Consider the following 13891-nt stretch of genomic DNA (forward strand, 5'->3'; position numbering starts at 1 on the left):
CAAAAATCATGTTACTAAAAAGATTTTTTCCAGCCCTCTTATCTTTGCTCATATGTATCGCCTGTGATAGCCGTAGTAGCTCCGATCAGGAAAGTACTAGCTTACGTCAGCTCAACCAGACTGTTAAGCTAGATAATGCAGAAAGAATAAAGGCAAGCATAAAAATGGGCGCTGGCCGTTTGAGAGTGATGGGAGGGGCTAAAAATCTGGTAGACACTGACATATCCTTTACCAGAGAAAGCTGGGAGCCTAGGATAGAATACACCAATAATGGCACAACCGGCAGGTTAAGAATTGAGCAGGAAGAGTTGCGTGGGCTTAATTTTAATTTTGGTGACGAAGATGAGAATATGTGGAATATACAGCTTAATAATACAGTTCCTTATGATCTGGAAGTAACTATGGGGGCAGGTGAATCTGAGCTTGATCTTCGCCAGCTTAACCTGGAACGCTTAAAAATAGATGCCGGTGTAGGCGAGCACGAGATTAACCTCTCAGGCTCTTCGGTGCCAGACCTTCAGATCAACGCGGGGGTGGGCGAAGTATCTGTGGACCTAAGTGGCGAACGAAAAAATAACTTGTATGCTGATATTAATGGTGGTATTGGAGAGTTAAATCTATTGCTACCAAAGGGAGTTGGCATTCGTCTGGAAGTTAATGGTGCTCTTGGTTCTATCAATGCACCGGGCCTGAGCAAAGATAATGATGTGTACTTTAATGCGCTCTACGGGCAAAGTGAGGTAGAGATTGAGTTGAATGTAAAAGCTGGCATAGGTAGCGTAAATGTGAGTATTGCTGACTAAACAAAACCAAGACTATTTTTGGCTGAGGGCTCTCTGCCCTTCAGCCAGCGTCTTGTACAGGTGTTCACACATTTCCCTGATGCCATCTTCAAAAGCCAGGTGCCACTCATCTTTGTCAGATACTACTTTTTCACCTAGTACCTCTGCATCAAGTGTAAGCCATTTTTCTCCATGGCGCAGTACTATGCCATCGTAGCGAAAAAGAGAAGAGAGATAAAAGGTTGTTGAAGTATAAACACCTCCTTCAATACTATAAGAGTCTGAAGCTATACTTTGCAGCTTCCAGAAAGGACGAACCCTATAAAGCTCTAACACCGTACCCTTTAACCCTGACCCGGCTTCTGACACAACATTTACATGGGCAAAGCTATGTTCAAATGTATAGTACAGAGAAAGGCTTAAAGATTTGCGAAAACTATTCACCTGCATCTTACGCAAGCCAATATCCTGCATAAAAAATTGATCAGAAATCTCCTTACCAAGTACAATAGTCAGGGTATCTCCCAGATCAGTTTGATAAGGGCGCACATAACTTTCTGCATTAAATAATTGTACGGGATGGGGAGCACACCCAAAACTAATGCTCAACAATAGCAGGGCAAGTGTACTTATATATCTTCTCATAAGAACAGGCTTAGCACTTACTGAAGATACCACTTTCTGCATAGTTTTACATCAAAAAGTTGAGTTTGGCAGCACCCCGCCTATTCGTCTAAAGTTCTCACCATCATAAAGTTGACGAAGACCACGCCATCTATCACTTTTTGCTGAGGCTTGATCATGCGAAAACCTTTTCTTTCAAAAAAAGAACGGGCTGTCAGGCTTGCATCCAGATGCACCTTGCTCCTGCCTATTTCTTTTACATACTCCAGCAGTTTTTCCAATAAGCTTGAACCTATACCTTCTTTCTGATGAGCCTTATGCGCAAACAGTGTATCCAGGTAACCGTCAGAGGTAATAGACCCAAAACCTACAATTTCATCGTCATACTCTGCCAGCAAAAAGTACTGATGTTTTATTCTGTCTGACCAGCGTTGGGTTTTCTCATACCGGGCCGCCCAGGCCTCTACTTGCTTTTCGCTATAATCTTTGGTGTTGATGTTAAGTACTGTCTCCTTAAAGAGATGGGTTATAGCTTCCAAGTCTTCAGGTTGAGCACGTCTAATGTTAATGGCTGTGTCTTTTATCATATATCTTTTTAACTACTATAGATTAGGCTTACATAGACTTATACAAAATATTCTATGCAAAACTTAAAATCATGTAATTTACCAATATTACACAAAAGAAACAGGGTAAAGTTCATTAAGCTTTTGTAAACAATGTCTTATACCTATTAAGCATTCACAATAATCACTTTTTTGGATAGTAATAATTTCCCAAAAAGCACAAAAAAAAGCCTGCAATTGAAGTCGCAGGCTCAAAACAAAATTTTTTATCGGTTGGGCTGTGGTGTAGTCCTTAAGTAGGGCTTTATTACTTTGTGCCCTTTAGGGAAGCGCTCTGGTATATCTTCATTAGGAATTGCCGGAGCAATTACTACATCTTCACCATCTTTCCAGTCGGCAGGTGTGGCTACGCTGTAGTTTGCCGTAAGCTGTAGCGAGTCTATTACGCGAAGCAGCTCATGGAAATTACGTCCGGTAGACGCAGGATAAGTAAGCGTAAGCTTAATCTTTTTGTCCGGGCTAATGATAAAAACAGAGCGTACTGTCATGCTATCAGAAGCATTGGGGTGCATCATACCATATAGCTCAGCCACTTTTTTGTCCTGATCAGCTATGATAGGAAAGTTCACCGTAGTGTTCTGAGTTTCGTTTATGTCGTTGATCCAGCCTTTATGAGACTCCAGATCATCCACACTTACAGCGATTACCTTTACTCCTCTTTTTTCAAACTCCTCTCTAAGCTGGGCTGTTCTTCCCAGTTCGGTAGTACATACAGGTGTATAGTCTGCAGGGTGAGAAAAAATCATTCCCCAGTTATCACCTAACCACTCATGAAAGTTAATAGTACCTTCAGTAGTTTCAGCGCTAAAGTCAGGAGCAGTATCTCCTAGTTTGAGTTCCATGTTTTTTTGTTTGAAGTGAAAAAATGTATTCTTAAATGACAACCTAACTTAAAAGAAAATTATGATTTAAACGAGCACTGGCACTGCCTTTTGATAAGCAGCTACTCAGCCTAGTACTTTTCTCAAACTTCTTTACAGAAGGTTTAGGCCTCATTGTTCTTACACTAATACGAAGGCTACCACCTAGAGTTCACCCGGCCTGTACAAATCCTTTCACGAAAAGGCAAGGCATCATTTTCCCGAGATTTTTGAGTGCTACTGAACAAGCTTAGTTAACTTTAGTTTATGACTAGAAGATTTACTTTTTAACCTTAAGAACAAGAAAATGAAAATGAATAAAACATTACTTTTTGCAGGCGCAATGGCAGGCACTATGGCCCTGGCTTCCTGCGATAGCTCAGGCGGCGCTGGTTTTGGCGCATGGGATGCTGATCGTAACGAAATTATTGATAATAATGAGTTTGACCAGGCCTTTACTACCTCTTCTCACTTTGGTGACTGGAACGAAGACAATAACTCCTTCATTAGCAAGGAAGAGTTTTACGAAGGTTATGCTAAAATGATGGACAGAGATAATAATGGTGCCATTAGTAATACAGAATGGGACCAGGCCGTAAACTCATACTTTACCGGTTACGAGTATCAGCCAGATAACGAATACAGCGACTGGGACGGAGACAGTGACGGCAACCTTTCTACCCAAGAGGTAAGGTCATCTTTAAGCAAAACAGACTACTTTGATGAGTGGGATAAGGATGGCAATGGTGAACTAAGCGAAAAAGAATTTGCTAAAGGAGTTTTTACCACCTGGGATACTGATGGAGACGGATTTATTCAGGCAGAAGAATATACCAACTGGTACGATACTGGTCAATAAAATACCAACATCCACAAATGAAAAACCTTGCCGCACTGTGGCAAGGTTTTTCTATATGTCACAAAACTAGCAGGGACAGAAACTTAGATTACACTTAACACAATACTGTTTTTATTATTTTTCCATCACCACAAAATTATCCACCAGATAGGCATCACCTTCAACACTCAGGCTGTATACTCTTTCTGTAGCTGAATAATTGTTCCAAACTGCATAAACCTGATAAGATTTTTGAGAATGAGTTTGCGCGTCGTAATAGTAGAGCTGATCTCCATGGCTTAACTCTCCCAATGCTTTTGCGCCTTTCGCAGTCCAAACCGGATGGTTAGGCGTGGCTACCAAAGCCTGTGCTTCAGAGCTAAAAGTATTTTCTAGAGAAGCACTCACTTGCTCTGTAGGTATTAGTAAAATTTTAGTTAATGCGATCTCTTGTTTAGCATGAATAGAAACCCCTTCTACTTTTACTGCTTCAAACACGCCATTCCTAAAGCCCAATACTACATCTCCAACTTTCACTTCTTCCATACGCGCTTTGCTGCCATCGGCCATATTTACTAAGGCATCTGCGGTAAAACAGAAATCGTAATCGGAATTGTTCTGGTCCATAGCGCTCATATCGGCTCCACTACTTTTTTGTAGTAAGTAAGCCACCTCTTTTGAGAGTACATAGGACATTTTAAGAGCGACATCCCCTTCTTCCCGGTCATGCTGGTGGATGTCATCAAAGTACATATTCCAAACCTCACCTGCAGTAGCCATATTCGGAATAACCAGATTAAAGGTTTCTTTTGCTTCAGTATTGGTAAAATAGACCACCAGGCCTAACTCATCCATATTTTCCCGCTCAATGAACTTATAAGTATCAATCCTTTTTTTGATACCGCTGTCACCAGTAATAAAATAAGGGGGCTTCATCTCATAACGATCCAGCACATAATCTCCTTCTCCCACCTTAACATAGGTGTCCTCGTCCAGATTTTCTACAGTAGTGCTTTTAGCCAGTTTATATTCTTCGGCAGTCATACCACGAGAGCCCATATCCTGAGCATTCAAAGAAAAAATGCAAGAAAAAGTAAGTAAGGTCAGTACAAATAGGTAGGCTTTTCTTCTCATAAGTTTAGTTAATGAATTAATACACAACTTTAATTACCATATACCACAAATAAACAAACTATTATTCTAATATTAAATATTTGGCCAATATAATATTCTAATAATTTACATTAAAACCAAACTATAATTAAGCATACAACTAACATCTCGGATAAACAAAAAACAGACATTTTGTCAGTAAATTAAAGTAAAAACCTATATTTTAAGACACTTTGTCGTAAAATAGATGATTTTTGCTATTGGTTCTAGATTTGATGAGTACTGGATAGTTATAAGTAAGAACCAAAATCATCTAAGCTATATGAACTTTAATAATTATACTATCAAAGCACAGGAGGCTCTGCAAAAGGCTACTGAAATTGCTGCCAGTGCAAATCAGCAAGCCATTGAGCCTGCCCACCTGCTAAAGGCTGTGCTTCAATCCGATGAAAATATTATTTCGTTTATTCTCAATAAACTGAGTGTAAACAGAATGGCGCTGGAGCAGGGTGCTGAAGAAATCATCTCTTCTTACCCTAAAGTGAGTGGACAGCAGCCCTATCTGGCAAATGATGCGGCTGCCGCTTTACGTAAGGCAGAAAGTTACCTGAAAGAGTTTGATGACGAATTTATTACGATAGAACATATGCTACTAGGTCTGCTTGCCGGAAGCGATAAGGCTGCCAAGCTGATGAAGCAACAAGGCATTGCTGAAAAAGAACTGAAACAGGCTATTAAAGAGTTGAGAGGTAATGACAGAGTAACGGACCAGAATGCTGAGGCTAAATATCAGTCATTAGAAAGATACTCTAAAAACCTGAACCAACTGGCTAAGGCAGGTAAGATAGATCCGGTAATTGGCCGTGACGATGAAATACGCAGAGTACTGCAAATACTGGCCAGAAGAACTAAGAACAACCCGATTTTGCTGGGTGAGCCCGGAGTTGGAAAAACAGCCATAGTTGAGGGTATGGCACAGCGAATTGTAGATGGTGACGTACCGGAAAACCTTAAAAGCAAAACTATTATTGCATTAGATATGGGTTTACTGGTAGCAGGCGCCAAGTATAAAGGTGAGTTTGAAGAAAGACTGAAGTCAGTAATCAAAGAGGTAACAGACTCTGAGGGTGAAATTATCCTCTTTATTGACGAAATACATACACTGATTGGTGCTGGGGGAGGTGGCGAAGGCGCTATGGATGCTGCTAACCTGCTGAAACCAGCCCTGGCCAGAGGTGAGCTACACGCAATAGGGGCTACCACCCTTAAGGAGTATCAAAAGTATATAGAGAAAGATAAGGCGCTGGAAAGACGCTTCCAGGCAGTAATGGTGGGCGAACCTGATACGCAGGATTCCATCTCTATTCTTCGGGGTATCAAAGATCGGTATGAGTTGCACCACGGTGTGCGAATTAAAGACGATGCGGTAATAGCCGCGGTTGAATTATCTAACCGCTATATCGCTGACCGTTTTTTGCCCGATAAAGCTATTGACCTTATGGATGAGGCGGCCTCTAAACTTCGGATAGAAATTGACTCTCTTCCGGAAGAACTAGACGAGCTTAACCGCCGCATTATGCAGTTAGAGATTGAACGTGAAGCCATTCGCCGAGAGAAAGATAAAGAGAAAGAAACTCTGCTTAATAAGGATATTTCTGATTTATCTGAAAAGCGTAATGACCTAAAGGCGAAATGGGAGAATGAGAAAGCCGTAATTAAAGGCATACGCGAGCAAAAAGAGGCAATTGATCATCTTAAAGTAGAAGCGGAACAGGCGGAGCGTTCTGGAGATTACGGTCGTGTGGCTGAAATCCGATACGGAAAAATTGGCCAGACCGAACAAAAACTCAAAGAGCTACAGCAGCAGCTTAGCGAGATGCAGAGCGGCAGCCCCCTTCTAAAAGAAGAAGTGGATGCCGAGGATATTGCTGATGTGGTTGCCAAATGGACGGGTATACCGGTCTCTAAAATGCTTCAGACAGAAAGAGAAAAGCTTTTGCATCTGGAAACTGAACTAGGCAAGCGGGTAGCCGGGCAGGCAGAAGCGATAGAAGCTCTTTCTGATGCTGTACGCAGAAGCCGAGCTGGCTTGCAGGATCCCAAGCGCCCCATAGGTTCGTTTATCTTTTTGGGTACCACCGGTGTGGGTAAAACAGAGCTGGCCAAGGCCCTTGCGGAATTTCTCTTTGACGATGAAAACAACATGGTGCGTATAGATATGTCGGAGTACCAGGAAAGACATGCAGTAAGCAGGCTTATTGGTGCCCCTCCCGGATATGTTGGGTACGATGAAGGAGGACAACTGACCGAAGCCGTACGTCGCAAGCCCTACTCAGTAATTCTACTGGATGAAATAGAAAAGGCTCACCCCGATGTATTTAATATCTTGCTTCAGGTATTGGATGATGGCCGCCTGACAGATAACAAAGGGCGAGTAGCTAACTTTAAGAACACCATCATCATCATGACCACAAATATTGGCTCTGGCTTAATTCAGGAACGTTTTCTGAATATTAGCGAAAGCAACGAAGATGAAGTTATTGAGGAGACCAAGCAGCAGGTATTTGAGATGCTGAAGAAGTCAGTAAGACCAGAATTTTTAAACCGTATTGACGAAACGATTATGTTCCGTCCTCTATCCAAAAAAGATATGCGGAAGATCGTGGACATACAGTTTAAGCTGGTGCAGGATCGTCTGGAAGAGAACGGTATCAAACTGGAAGCCACTCAGGAGGTATTACAATACCTGGGCAATCTGGGCTACGATCCGCAGTTTGGTGCCAGACCATTAAAGAGAGTCTTGCAAAGAGAGGTGCTCAATAAGCTTTCTAAGGAGATTTTAGCTAACAAGATCAGTAAAGACTCTGTAGTGGGGATTGAATTGGATGATAATAAAAACATCAACTTTATTAACCTGGACGAAGTAAAAATCTAAGATAGTCTGGTATAAAATAAAAAAGGTGCGTACTTGAGTACGCACCTTTTTTTATAATGTCTAATCCTCTATCTCACTAGTCAGTGGCGACAGATACCAACTTACATTTGAAGTACCTCCACTCTCTGCCCAGGTCTGGAAAGCCGGGTATGCTTTGGTAATTTCAACTTCTTCTTTAGGATAGCTAAAACTAACAGGAGTATAAATTGCCCAAGGCAAGCCATTTGAGGTTACATAGCTGGTGTTTGGAAGCTGAGTAACATCTGCACGAGTACCCAGCAGACTCTCATCGGCCAAACTAGTAGGCAACATATTAGCAAGGTGAACTTCTTTTCCTCTATTGTTAACAAAAATGAATGGATTCAATCCTCCTACAAAATCTTCTACCAGATCAAAACCAACTTCCTCTTTAAAATCAATCATCACATTAATCTCGTAAGGACTTGCAGGGTGTGTAAAAGGCACTACAAGAGCGGATGCATCATCAAAAATAACGATCGTTGAAGTACCATCTGCATTATGCCCCCCTTCTACTCCATTGCCCATATCTTGAATTGTATTGCTGCTCCTGACTGTACCACTTACATTTTCTATACTTTCCGCTGGCACTGGCATATGGATACCAAAACCATTTTTATAAATGGTACCATTAGTTTTTAACTTAAATGAAAGTTTTAGGTGATCTATAAACTGGCCTTTGTAGACAGCCATAATGTTAAAGTCTACCACCACATCATTAAAGTCATAATCACCCCGGTTAGGCCAAAGGTCTTCGTAAGCTAAAGAACCATATTTATTTTCTCCAGGGAAATAATATACAGTGCTACACAATTTATTACTAGAAGCTTTAGTCTTCTGTTTAATGTTTCCTTCCTCATCTTTCCAGAAGATTTTTACTGTATTAACTCCGGAATTGGCAGGTGTAGTAAAGAAAGAATCTCCCGCGGGAGCCTGAAGACTTCCACTTACACCCGCTCCGTACAATTGCCAGTTTACGCTAACTTCAAAGCCGTTAGGGTTACGAATTCGCCAGCGACGAACCTGAGCATCGTCTGAGCAAACAGAAGTAAGTTTTAATTTTTCAACTTTGCACAGTCTATTCATAGAGGCTTTGGTCGTGCTCTTGTTGTTACCCAGGCGGTCTTGCCAAAATATTTTTACAGTGTTATTTCCCTGTACCGCGGGAGTCGTAAAGTACACATCACCTTCTGGCACTTCAATAGTCCCTACATGCTCAGTGCCATATACTTTCCAGCTTACAGTAAAGCTTTCATTATTAGGATTTCGGATTCGCCAGTTGCGCACATCTGGAGTTTCTGAACACATTGAAGTAAGCTGTAAGTTTTCAGAATTGCACGCAGCACCGCCAGAAGCTTTTGTAGTAGACTTTTCCTCCTGATAGTTACCCCTCCACTTCAATATCAGCGTGTTAGCCCCCTCTTCGGTAGTCGTTGTAAAGAAGCTGTCTCCTGGTTCTGCGGTACCCTCTCCACTTGGCCAGCTTCCAGCTAAACCTAAGAGCAAAGTCGTTAGGATTCCTTACCCTCCATCTGCGTTCTACATCAGGATCATCAGAGCACATAGAAGTGAGCTGCAAGTCTTCAGAAAAGTCGCAACGCTTGAAAGTAAAACTTTGAAGCAAAATGGTGAATATTCTGCCAAAAGAGGCTACTCGTCCATTTTCTGTACCCTCTTCAGTAAGTTGCTTCATATAAAGCGTGCTGATATGTTGGGGTAGGTTAAGCTCCTGTGTAAACATACCCTCATCATCTGTGGTGGCAGTTAACAACAAATTGGTCAATTCCTTATCAGAATACAGTTCAAATGCTTCTGATTTCATAGGTAGGTCGTTGTACACCAGCTCTAGCTGTAAGTCTACTTTCTTGGTGGTACTGTAATTGAAACCCTCCGGAACTTCTGCTTCAGCCAGAGTAGCTTCTGATTTAGCAGCGCCAGCGGTAGGATCCAATTCCTGTTGCTCACATGAAAAGAAAGTAAATGACAGCACGAATAAACTAAAACAATAGAATATTAGCTTTTTCATACTAAATTATTGGTTAAACATAATTATTTAACACAATAATACTACTAATGTAATATTAGCACAAGAATATTATCAAAATATTATAAATTTTAAGTGAAATAGTTCAATTTCACGCATGTAGTAGGTAATTGTATGGCTACAAGGGTATGAGTCAGATGTAAGAATATCTGAAAAAATAAGAGGGAAAAACAGTGTAAAAGGAAAGAGGTAGATAACAATTGAAAAGCAGGAACTTAAGTGCATTAAATTTTAAGCCCCAGCACCAAAACATCATCAGTTTGCGTTTGACCACCTTTCCATCGGTCAAAAGCTTCTTTAATCATCAGACTTTGGTTTTGCACAGGTTCGTTTTGTATGCTTCCAAGCAGACCCTTAAAGTTTTTACGCATAAACTTTTTATCTCTTTCTCCGCCAAACTGGTCCTGAAAGCCATCAGTTGCCATATAGATCATATCTCCCTGCTTAAGTTTGATATGCTGGTTAGAAAAGTTTTTTTCTACATAAAGCGATCCTCCTAAAGAAAAACGGTTAGGCTTAAGCTGTGCCAAGTCCTCTCCTTCCGTGATATAGATTGGCATCTGGGCTCCGCTATAGCTAAGCTCTAGCTTTTGCCTATCTATAATACAGACTGCCATATCCAGTCCATCGCTGGTAGCATCTTCATGATTCTGATGTTGATGTAGCGCCTCCCTGATCTTAGTGTCCATCATGGAAAGGATTACATTAGGGCTGTTGATACAGTTTTCCAGCACAAGCTCATTCAGCACTGAGTTAGATAGTACTGTCATAAAAGCACCGGGTACTCCATGACCAGTACAGTCCAGTACTGCTACTATCACTTTTTCTCCTATCTCATGTATCCAGTAAAAATCACCTGAGACAATGTCTTTAGGTCGAAAGAAAACAAAAGAGTCAGGAAAAAGATGTTTGAGCTGGTTTTTCTCAGGCAATAGCGAAATTTGTATCCGTTTGGCATACATAATACTATCGGTAATATCCTGCTTGCTTTCTTCCAAAAGCTTGCTTTTACTGCTAATCTCGTCTCTCTGCTTCTCTATTTTGGCTTTTTGCAGATTTATCGCAGCTTTTTGACGTTCCAACTCCAGGTTAGCTTTATTTTTCAATTGGTACTTGCTGTAAAGCACCATACCTAAAATTCCTAAGAGTACTATTCCTATAATCAGGCCGTAGTTAACCATTTTGCGCTCGTTGGCCTGCAACTCCTGAATTTCCTTCTCTTTCTGGTACTGTTCTATTTCTTTCTGCTTTTCTTCCAACTCATACATAGCCTCCATTTCTGCAATACGCTTAGCACTTTCGTTCTCGTACATGCTTTTCTGCTCCAGATCGTAAATGCTAAAATTGATCAGGGCATTCTCTAAATCGCCAACTTTATAATAGTAATTGGCCATCTGGAAATAGCAATCTCTCAGGATAGGGCTTGCTCCTATCTTTTTAGCATGGCTTACACTGCTCTGCAGATACTCATAAGCTTTCTCAAACTGATTAAGCTGCAAGAAAGCTTTTCCTAACTCTAGAGAGGATTTGGTTTGCAGCATTAAATCTCCGTAATCTTCGGCAATCTCTAACGATCCCTCTAAGAGGCTGATAGCTCGCTCACTTTCTTTTTGCTTAACTCTGGTTTTGCCAATATTATAATAAGCATAGCTCATGCCCCTGTCATCTTCATTGGCACGGTCTAAAGCCAATGCACGCCTGAAGTACTCCAATGCACCTTCAAAATCTTCAATTTCAAGTAAAACTTCGCCCATACTGAGATAGGCAGAAGACAGCTCGAAATCCTTATTATACTCTCTGGATAGCTCAATGGCATGCAGTAGAAACTCTTTGGCTTTATCAAATGAGCGCATATCATAATTAATGCTGCCCATAGTATTGAGCAATGCCGGTTTGTATTCTTCAATATTGAGCTCATTGTAGAGGCTAAAAGAACGCATACACTTTTTGGTAGCCAACTCATTATTACCCATATAATTATGGATTTCGCAGAGCATGGAGAGGACATGCGCCAGATTAAGCTTATCCCCTATAGCCTCATACAGGTCAGCAGAAGTCTGGCAATACTCTTCAGCCAGATTGTAATTATCGTTACGGTAGCAGCTTTGACCAATATTAAAGTAGGCCCTGGCCATACCCAAGGAATCCTTACTCGCCTGATGAATAGCAATGCTCTTTTTTAGGTAATGGTCAACACTATCAAAAATGTAATATGCGTTATGGCAATAATATTCAGCCATATGAAGGTAGGCTCGGGCAATCCCTTTATCGTAGCTGGCTTTTTGGGCTGTTTCCAGCTCTTGCTGGGCAATATATTTGGCGGTATCGGGGCGGCGGTGTTCGTAATAATAAAATAGCTCGCCCAGAGCATCGGAGCGCTCCTCCAGGCTTTGTGCCTGCTCAAAGGCCATATTCAGGCTATCCAGTTGCGCATACATCTGATGGCTGCTCATCAAGAAAAAGAGGATTACAATACTGCCAGGACTTATCCTCTTAAACCCAAATGACTTTCCACTTTTCATATAGAATTTTGCCCCTATCATAGTCATGATAAACCTTCAAACTAATCTAACAATCTTCAATATACCCTTTCGCTACCAGCAAGGTAAGAAAATCATGGCTTATTGTGCAGCAATAGCTACGGGTATATCTACCCAAATTTCCCTTTCTGAGATGTACTGCTCTATAGCATATTTTTGCAGTGTTAATCCTTCTCTTTTTGCGTACGCTCTTATTTCCTGAGCCACATCTATCGGGCTGGGCATCACTATAGGATGTGCTTTTATGATGGCTCGTACTGCCTGCCGGGCTTCCAGGGTATCTATATTTGTTTTTTCTATCAGTTGAGCAGGCTTTGAGCTTAATTTAATACCAATTAACTGTTTGAGGCTGTCTTTACTTTCCTGTTCAGGATTATAACTGATGACACTGACTGTACCAATTCCTTGATGCTTCTCTACGTAGCGCTGCATCTCTCTGAAGGTATTCTTTAGAGTATCTGCCTTGTATTCTCCTTCGTAGAGCCTTCCCATAATAATATAGGAAGAAGTATCTGTTTTTTGAATATTAACCTCATTAAAACCACCCAGTAGGTAATACACAAATATCAAAATGATAATTAGGGGTAGCCCAATGACGAATACTTTTTTCAACATATTTATTTTTGCTAATCTTTTTGGAGGCCCCAAAAGCCTTTTAAATGATACCTGTAAACAGCCAAAACTATCTTGCGAAGTGAGTAAATGATTTTGTAGCTTTGCTAACCATTTATCTTATATCTTAGCTTTAAGCCGGAGTATTTTTTCAAAGTTCAAATATCTGGTATCTATTTGATAAAAAACAATTTCGGCAAATGATAGTATGTGTTATATTTTGTATTTGTAAATATGACAGCATGCTCAGTTCATCTACCTAAACTATTTCTATGTTTGCATATATTGAGGGAAAAGTTACATACAAAGATCCTACGTACGTAGTCCTGGATGTTCAGGGTGTGGGCTACGAAATCAAAATATCGCTCAACACTTTTGATGCCCTGGAAGACAAGTCTCAGTTTAAGCTTCATACCTACTTACATGTTAGAGAGGACGCCCAGATTTTGTTTGGCTTTGCGAAAGTAGAAGAAAAGAGACTATTCCTTGATCTTCTTTCAATATCCGGAGTTGGGCCTAGTTTGGCACTAATGCTGCTATCCTCTATGCAAGTTGAAGAAATCAAAATGGCTATAGCCCATGGAGAAGTGAAAAAGATTCAAAGTGTGAAAGGGATAGGAGCTAAAACTGCCCAGAGGCTGGTTCTGGAGTTGCAGGATAAAATTAAAAAAGAACAAATTGGTACATCTCCAGCAGGCAAGCTTGCCGGCACCTCTTCCCTTAAATACAATACTGTAAGAAGCGAAGCGTTATCAGCATTGATAACCTTGGGAGTGAGCCGTGCTGCTGCTGAAAAAAGTATTGACAAAGCCCTGAGTGAATGGCAAAAGTCTAATGCCGCTCAGGGAACAGATATTCGCCTGGAAGAACTGATTAAGCTAGCGCTTAAAACCACATAG

12 protein-coding genes are annotated in these 13891 nt (G+C 41.0%); 4 read left to right on the plus strand and 8 right to left on the minus strand.

Annotated elements, in window-relative coordinates:
- Positions 1-8 precede the first annotated feature (8 nt).
- Positions 9-803, plus strand: coding sequence for a toast rack family protein (locus PZB74_RS00690; protein WP_302239946.1), 795 nt, complete (start codon positions 9-11; stop codon positions 801-803).
- A gap of 12 nt (positions 804-815) precedes the next feature.
- Here the strand turns inward: PZB74_RS00690 and PZB74_RS00695 are convergent, their stop codons facing one another.
- From PZB74_RS00695 to PZB74_RS00705, 3 genes are all read right to left on the minus strand, one after another.
- Positions 816-1427 carry a hypothetical protein gene (locus PZB74_RS00695; protein ID WP_302239948.1) on the minus strand — a complete coding sequence of 204 codons (612 nt, stop codon included), beginning with the start codon at positions 1425-1427 and terminating at the stop codon, positions 816-818.
- An 80-nt stretch (positions 1428-1507) separates the two neighbouring features.
- Positions 1508-1993 (minus strand): GNAT family N-acetyltransferase, encoded by a 486-nt coding sequence (locus PZB74_RS00700; RefSeq protein ID WP_302239950.1) that lies wholly within the window; start codon positions 1991-1993, stop codon positions 1508-1510.
- Positions 1994-2238: 245 nt separating this feature from the next.
- Positions 2239-2874, minus strand: coding sequence for a peroxiredoxin (locus PZB74_RS00705; RefSeq protein WP_302239952.1), 636 nt, complete (start codon positions 2872-2874; stop codon positions 2239-2241).
- 331 nt (positions 2875-3205) lie between these two features.
- Here PZB74_RS00705 and PZB74_RS00710 point away from each other — a divergent pair, with 331 nt between their 5' ends.
- Positions 3206-3751, plus strand: a complete 546-nt coding sequence (locus PZB74_RS00710; protein WP_302239955.1) for a hypothetical protein — start codon at positions 3206-3208, stop codon at positions 3749-3751.
- A gap of 114 nt (positions 3752-3865) precedes the next feature.
- On the opposite strand, the gene PZB74_RS00715 is transcribed toward PZB74_RS00710, so the two are convergent.
- Positions 3866-4864: a Hint domain-containing protein gene (locus PZB74_RS00715; protein WP_302239958.1), complete on the minus strand. Its 999-nt coding sequence runs from the start codon at positions 4862-4864 to the stop codon at positions 3866-3868.
- A 301-nt stretch (positions 4865-5165) separates the two neighbouring features.
- Here PZB74_RS00715 and clpB point away from each other — a divergent pair, with 301 nt between their 5' ends.
- Positions 5166-7778 carry an ATP-dependent chaperone ClpB gene (clpB, locus tag PZB74_RS00720; protein ID WP_302239959.1) on the plus strand — a complete coding sequence of 871 codons (2613 nt, stop codon included), beginning with the start codon at positions 5166-5168 and terminating at the stop codon, positions 7776-7778.
- 60 nt (positions 7779-7838) lie between these two features.
- On the opposite strand, the gene PZB74_RS00725 is transcribed toward clpB, so the two are convergent.
- The 4 genes from PZB74_RS00725 to PZB74_RS00740 form a co-directional block, all read right to left on the minus strand.
- Complete coding sequence (locus tag PZB74_RS00725) at positions 7839-9302, minus strand: LruC domain-containing protein (protein WP_302239961.1); 1464 nt, start codon at positions 9300-9302, stop codon at positions 7839-7841.
- Complete coding sequence (locus PZB74_RS00730; protein WP_302239963.1) at positions 9208-9822, minus strand: DUF8469 domain-containing protein; 615 nt, start codon at positions 9820-9822, stop codon at positions 9208-9210. Before PZB74_RS00730 ends, PZB74_RS00725 begins: the two co-directional genes overlap by 95 nt.
- A gap of 242 nt (positions 9823-10064) precedes the next feature.
- Complete coding sequence (locus tag PZB74_RS00735) at positions 10065-12362, minus strand: tetratricopeptide repeat protein (RefSeq protein ID WP_302239965.1); 2298 nt, start codon at positions 12360-12362, stop codon at positions 10065-10067.
- Positions 12363-12461: 99 nt separating this feature from the next.
- Positions 12462-12995, minus strand: a complete 534-nt coding sequence (locus PZB74_RS00740; protein ID WP_302239966.1) for a hypothetical protein — start codon at positions 12993-12995, stop codon at positions 12462-12464.
- A 269-nt stretch (positions 12996-13264) separates the two neighbouring features.
- Between PZB74_RS00740 and ruvA the strand changes: the two genes are divergently transcribed.
- Complete coding sequence (gene ruvA / locus PZB74_RS00745) at positions 13265-13891, plus strand: Holliday junction branch migration protein RuvA (protein ID WP_302239967.1); 627 nt, start codon at positions 13265-13267, stop codon at positions 13889-13891.

It is taken from the genome of Porifericola rhodea, from assembly GCF_030506305.1.
Classification (GTDB): Bacteria; Bacteroidota; Bacteroidia; order Cytophagales; family Cyclobacteriaceae; genus Catalinimonas; species Catalinimonas rhodea.

Bases quoted from the DNA above. Each gene is read 5' to 3' on its own strand.
- PZB74_RS00710 (WP_302239955.1), top strand. From the start codon at position 3,206: ATGAATAAAACATTACTTTTTGCAGGCGCAATGGCAGGCACTATGGCC.
- PZB74_RS00715 (WP_302239958.1), bottom strand. From the start codon at position 4,864: ATGAGAAGAAAAGCCTACCTATTTGTACTGACCTTACTTACTTTTTCT.
- PZB74_RS00700 (WP_302239950.1), bottom strand. From the start codon at position 1,993: ATGATAAAAGACACAGCCATTAACATTAGACGTGCTCAACCTGAAGAC.
- PZB74_RS00705 (WP_302239952.1), bottom strand. From the start codon at position 2,874: ATGGAACTCAAACTAGGAGATACTGCTCCTGACTTTAGCGCTGAAACT.
- PZB74_RS00735 (WP_302239965.1), bottom strand. From the start codon at position 12,362: ATGAAAAGTGGAAAGTCATTTGGGTTTAAGAGGATAAGTCCTGGCAGT.
- clpB (WP_302239959.1), top strand. From the start codon at position 5,166: ATGAACTTTAATAATTATACTATCAAAGCACAGGAGGCTCTGCAAAAG.
- PZB74_RS00730 (WP_302239963.1), bottom strand. From the start codon at position 9,822: ATGAAAAAGCTAATATTCTATTGTTTTAGTTTATTCGTGCTGTCATTT.
- PZB74_RS00695 (WP_302239948.1), bottom strand. From the start codon at position 1,427: ATGAGAAGATATATAAGTACACTTGCCCTGCTATTGTTGAGCATTAGT.
- PZB74_RS00740 (WP_302239966.1), bottom strand. From the start codon at position 12,995: ATGTTGAAAAAAGTATTCGTCATTGGGCTACCCCTAATTATCATTTTG.
- ruvA (WP_302239967.1), top strand. From the start codon at position 13,265: ATGTTTGCATATATTGAGGGAAAAGTTACATACAAAGATCCTACGTAC.
- PZB74_RS00690 (WP_302239946.1), top strand. From the start codon at position 9: ATGTTACTAAAAAGATTTTTTCCAGCCCTCTTATCTTTGCTCATATGT.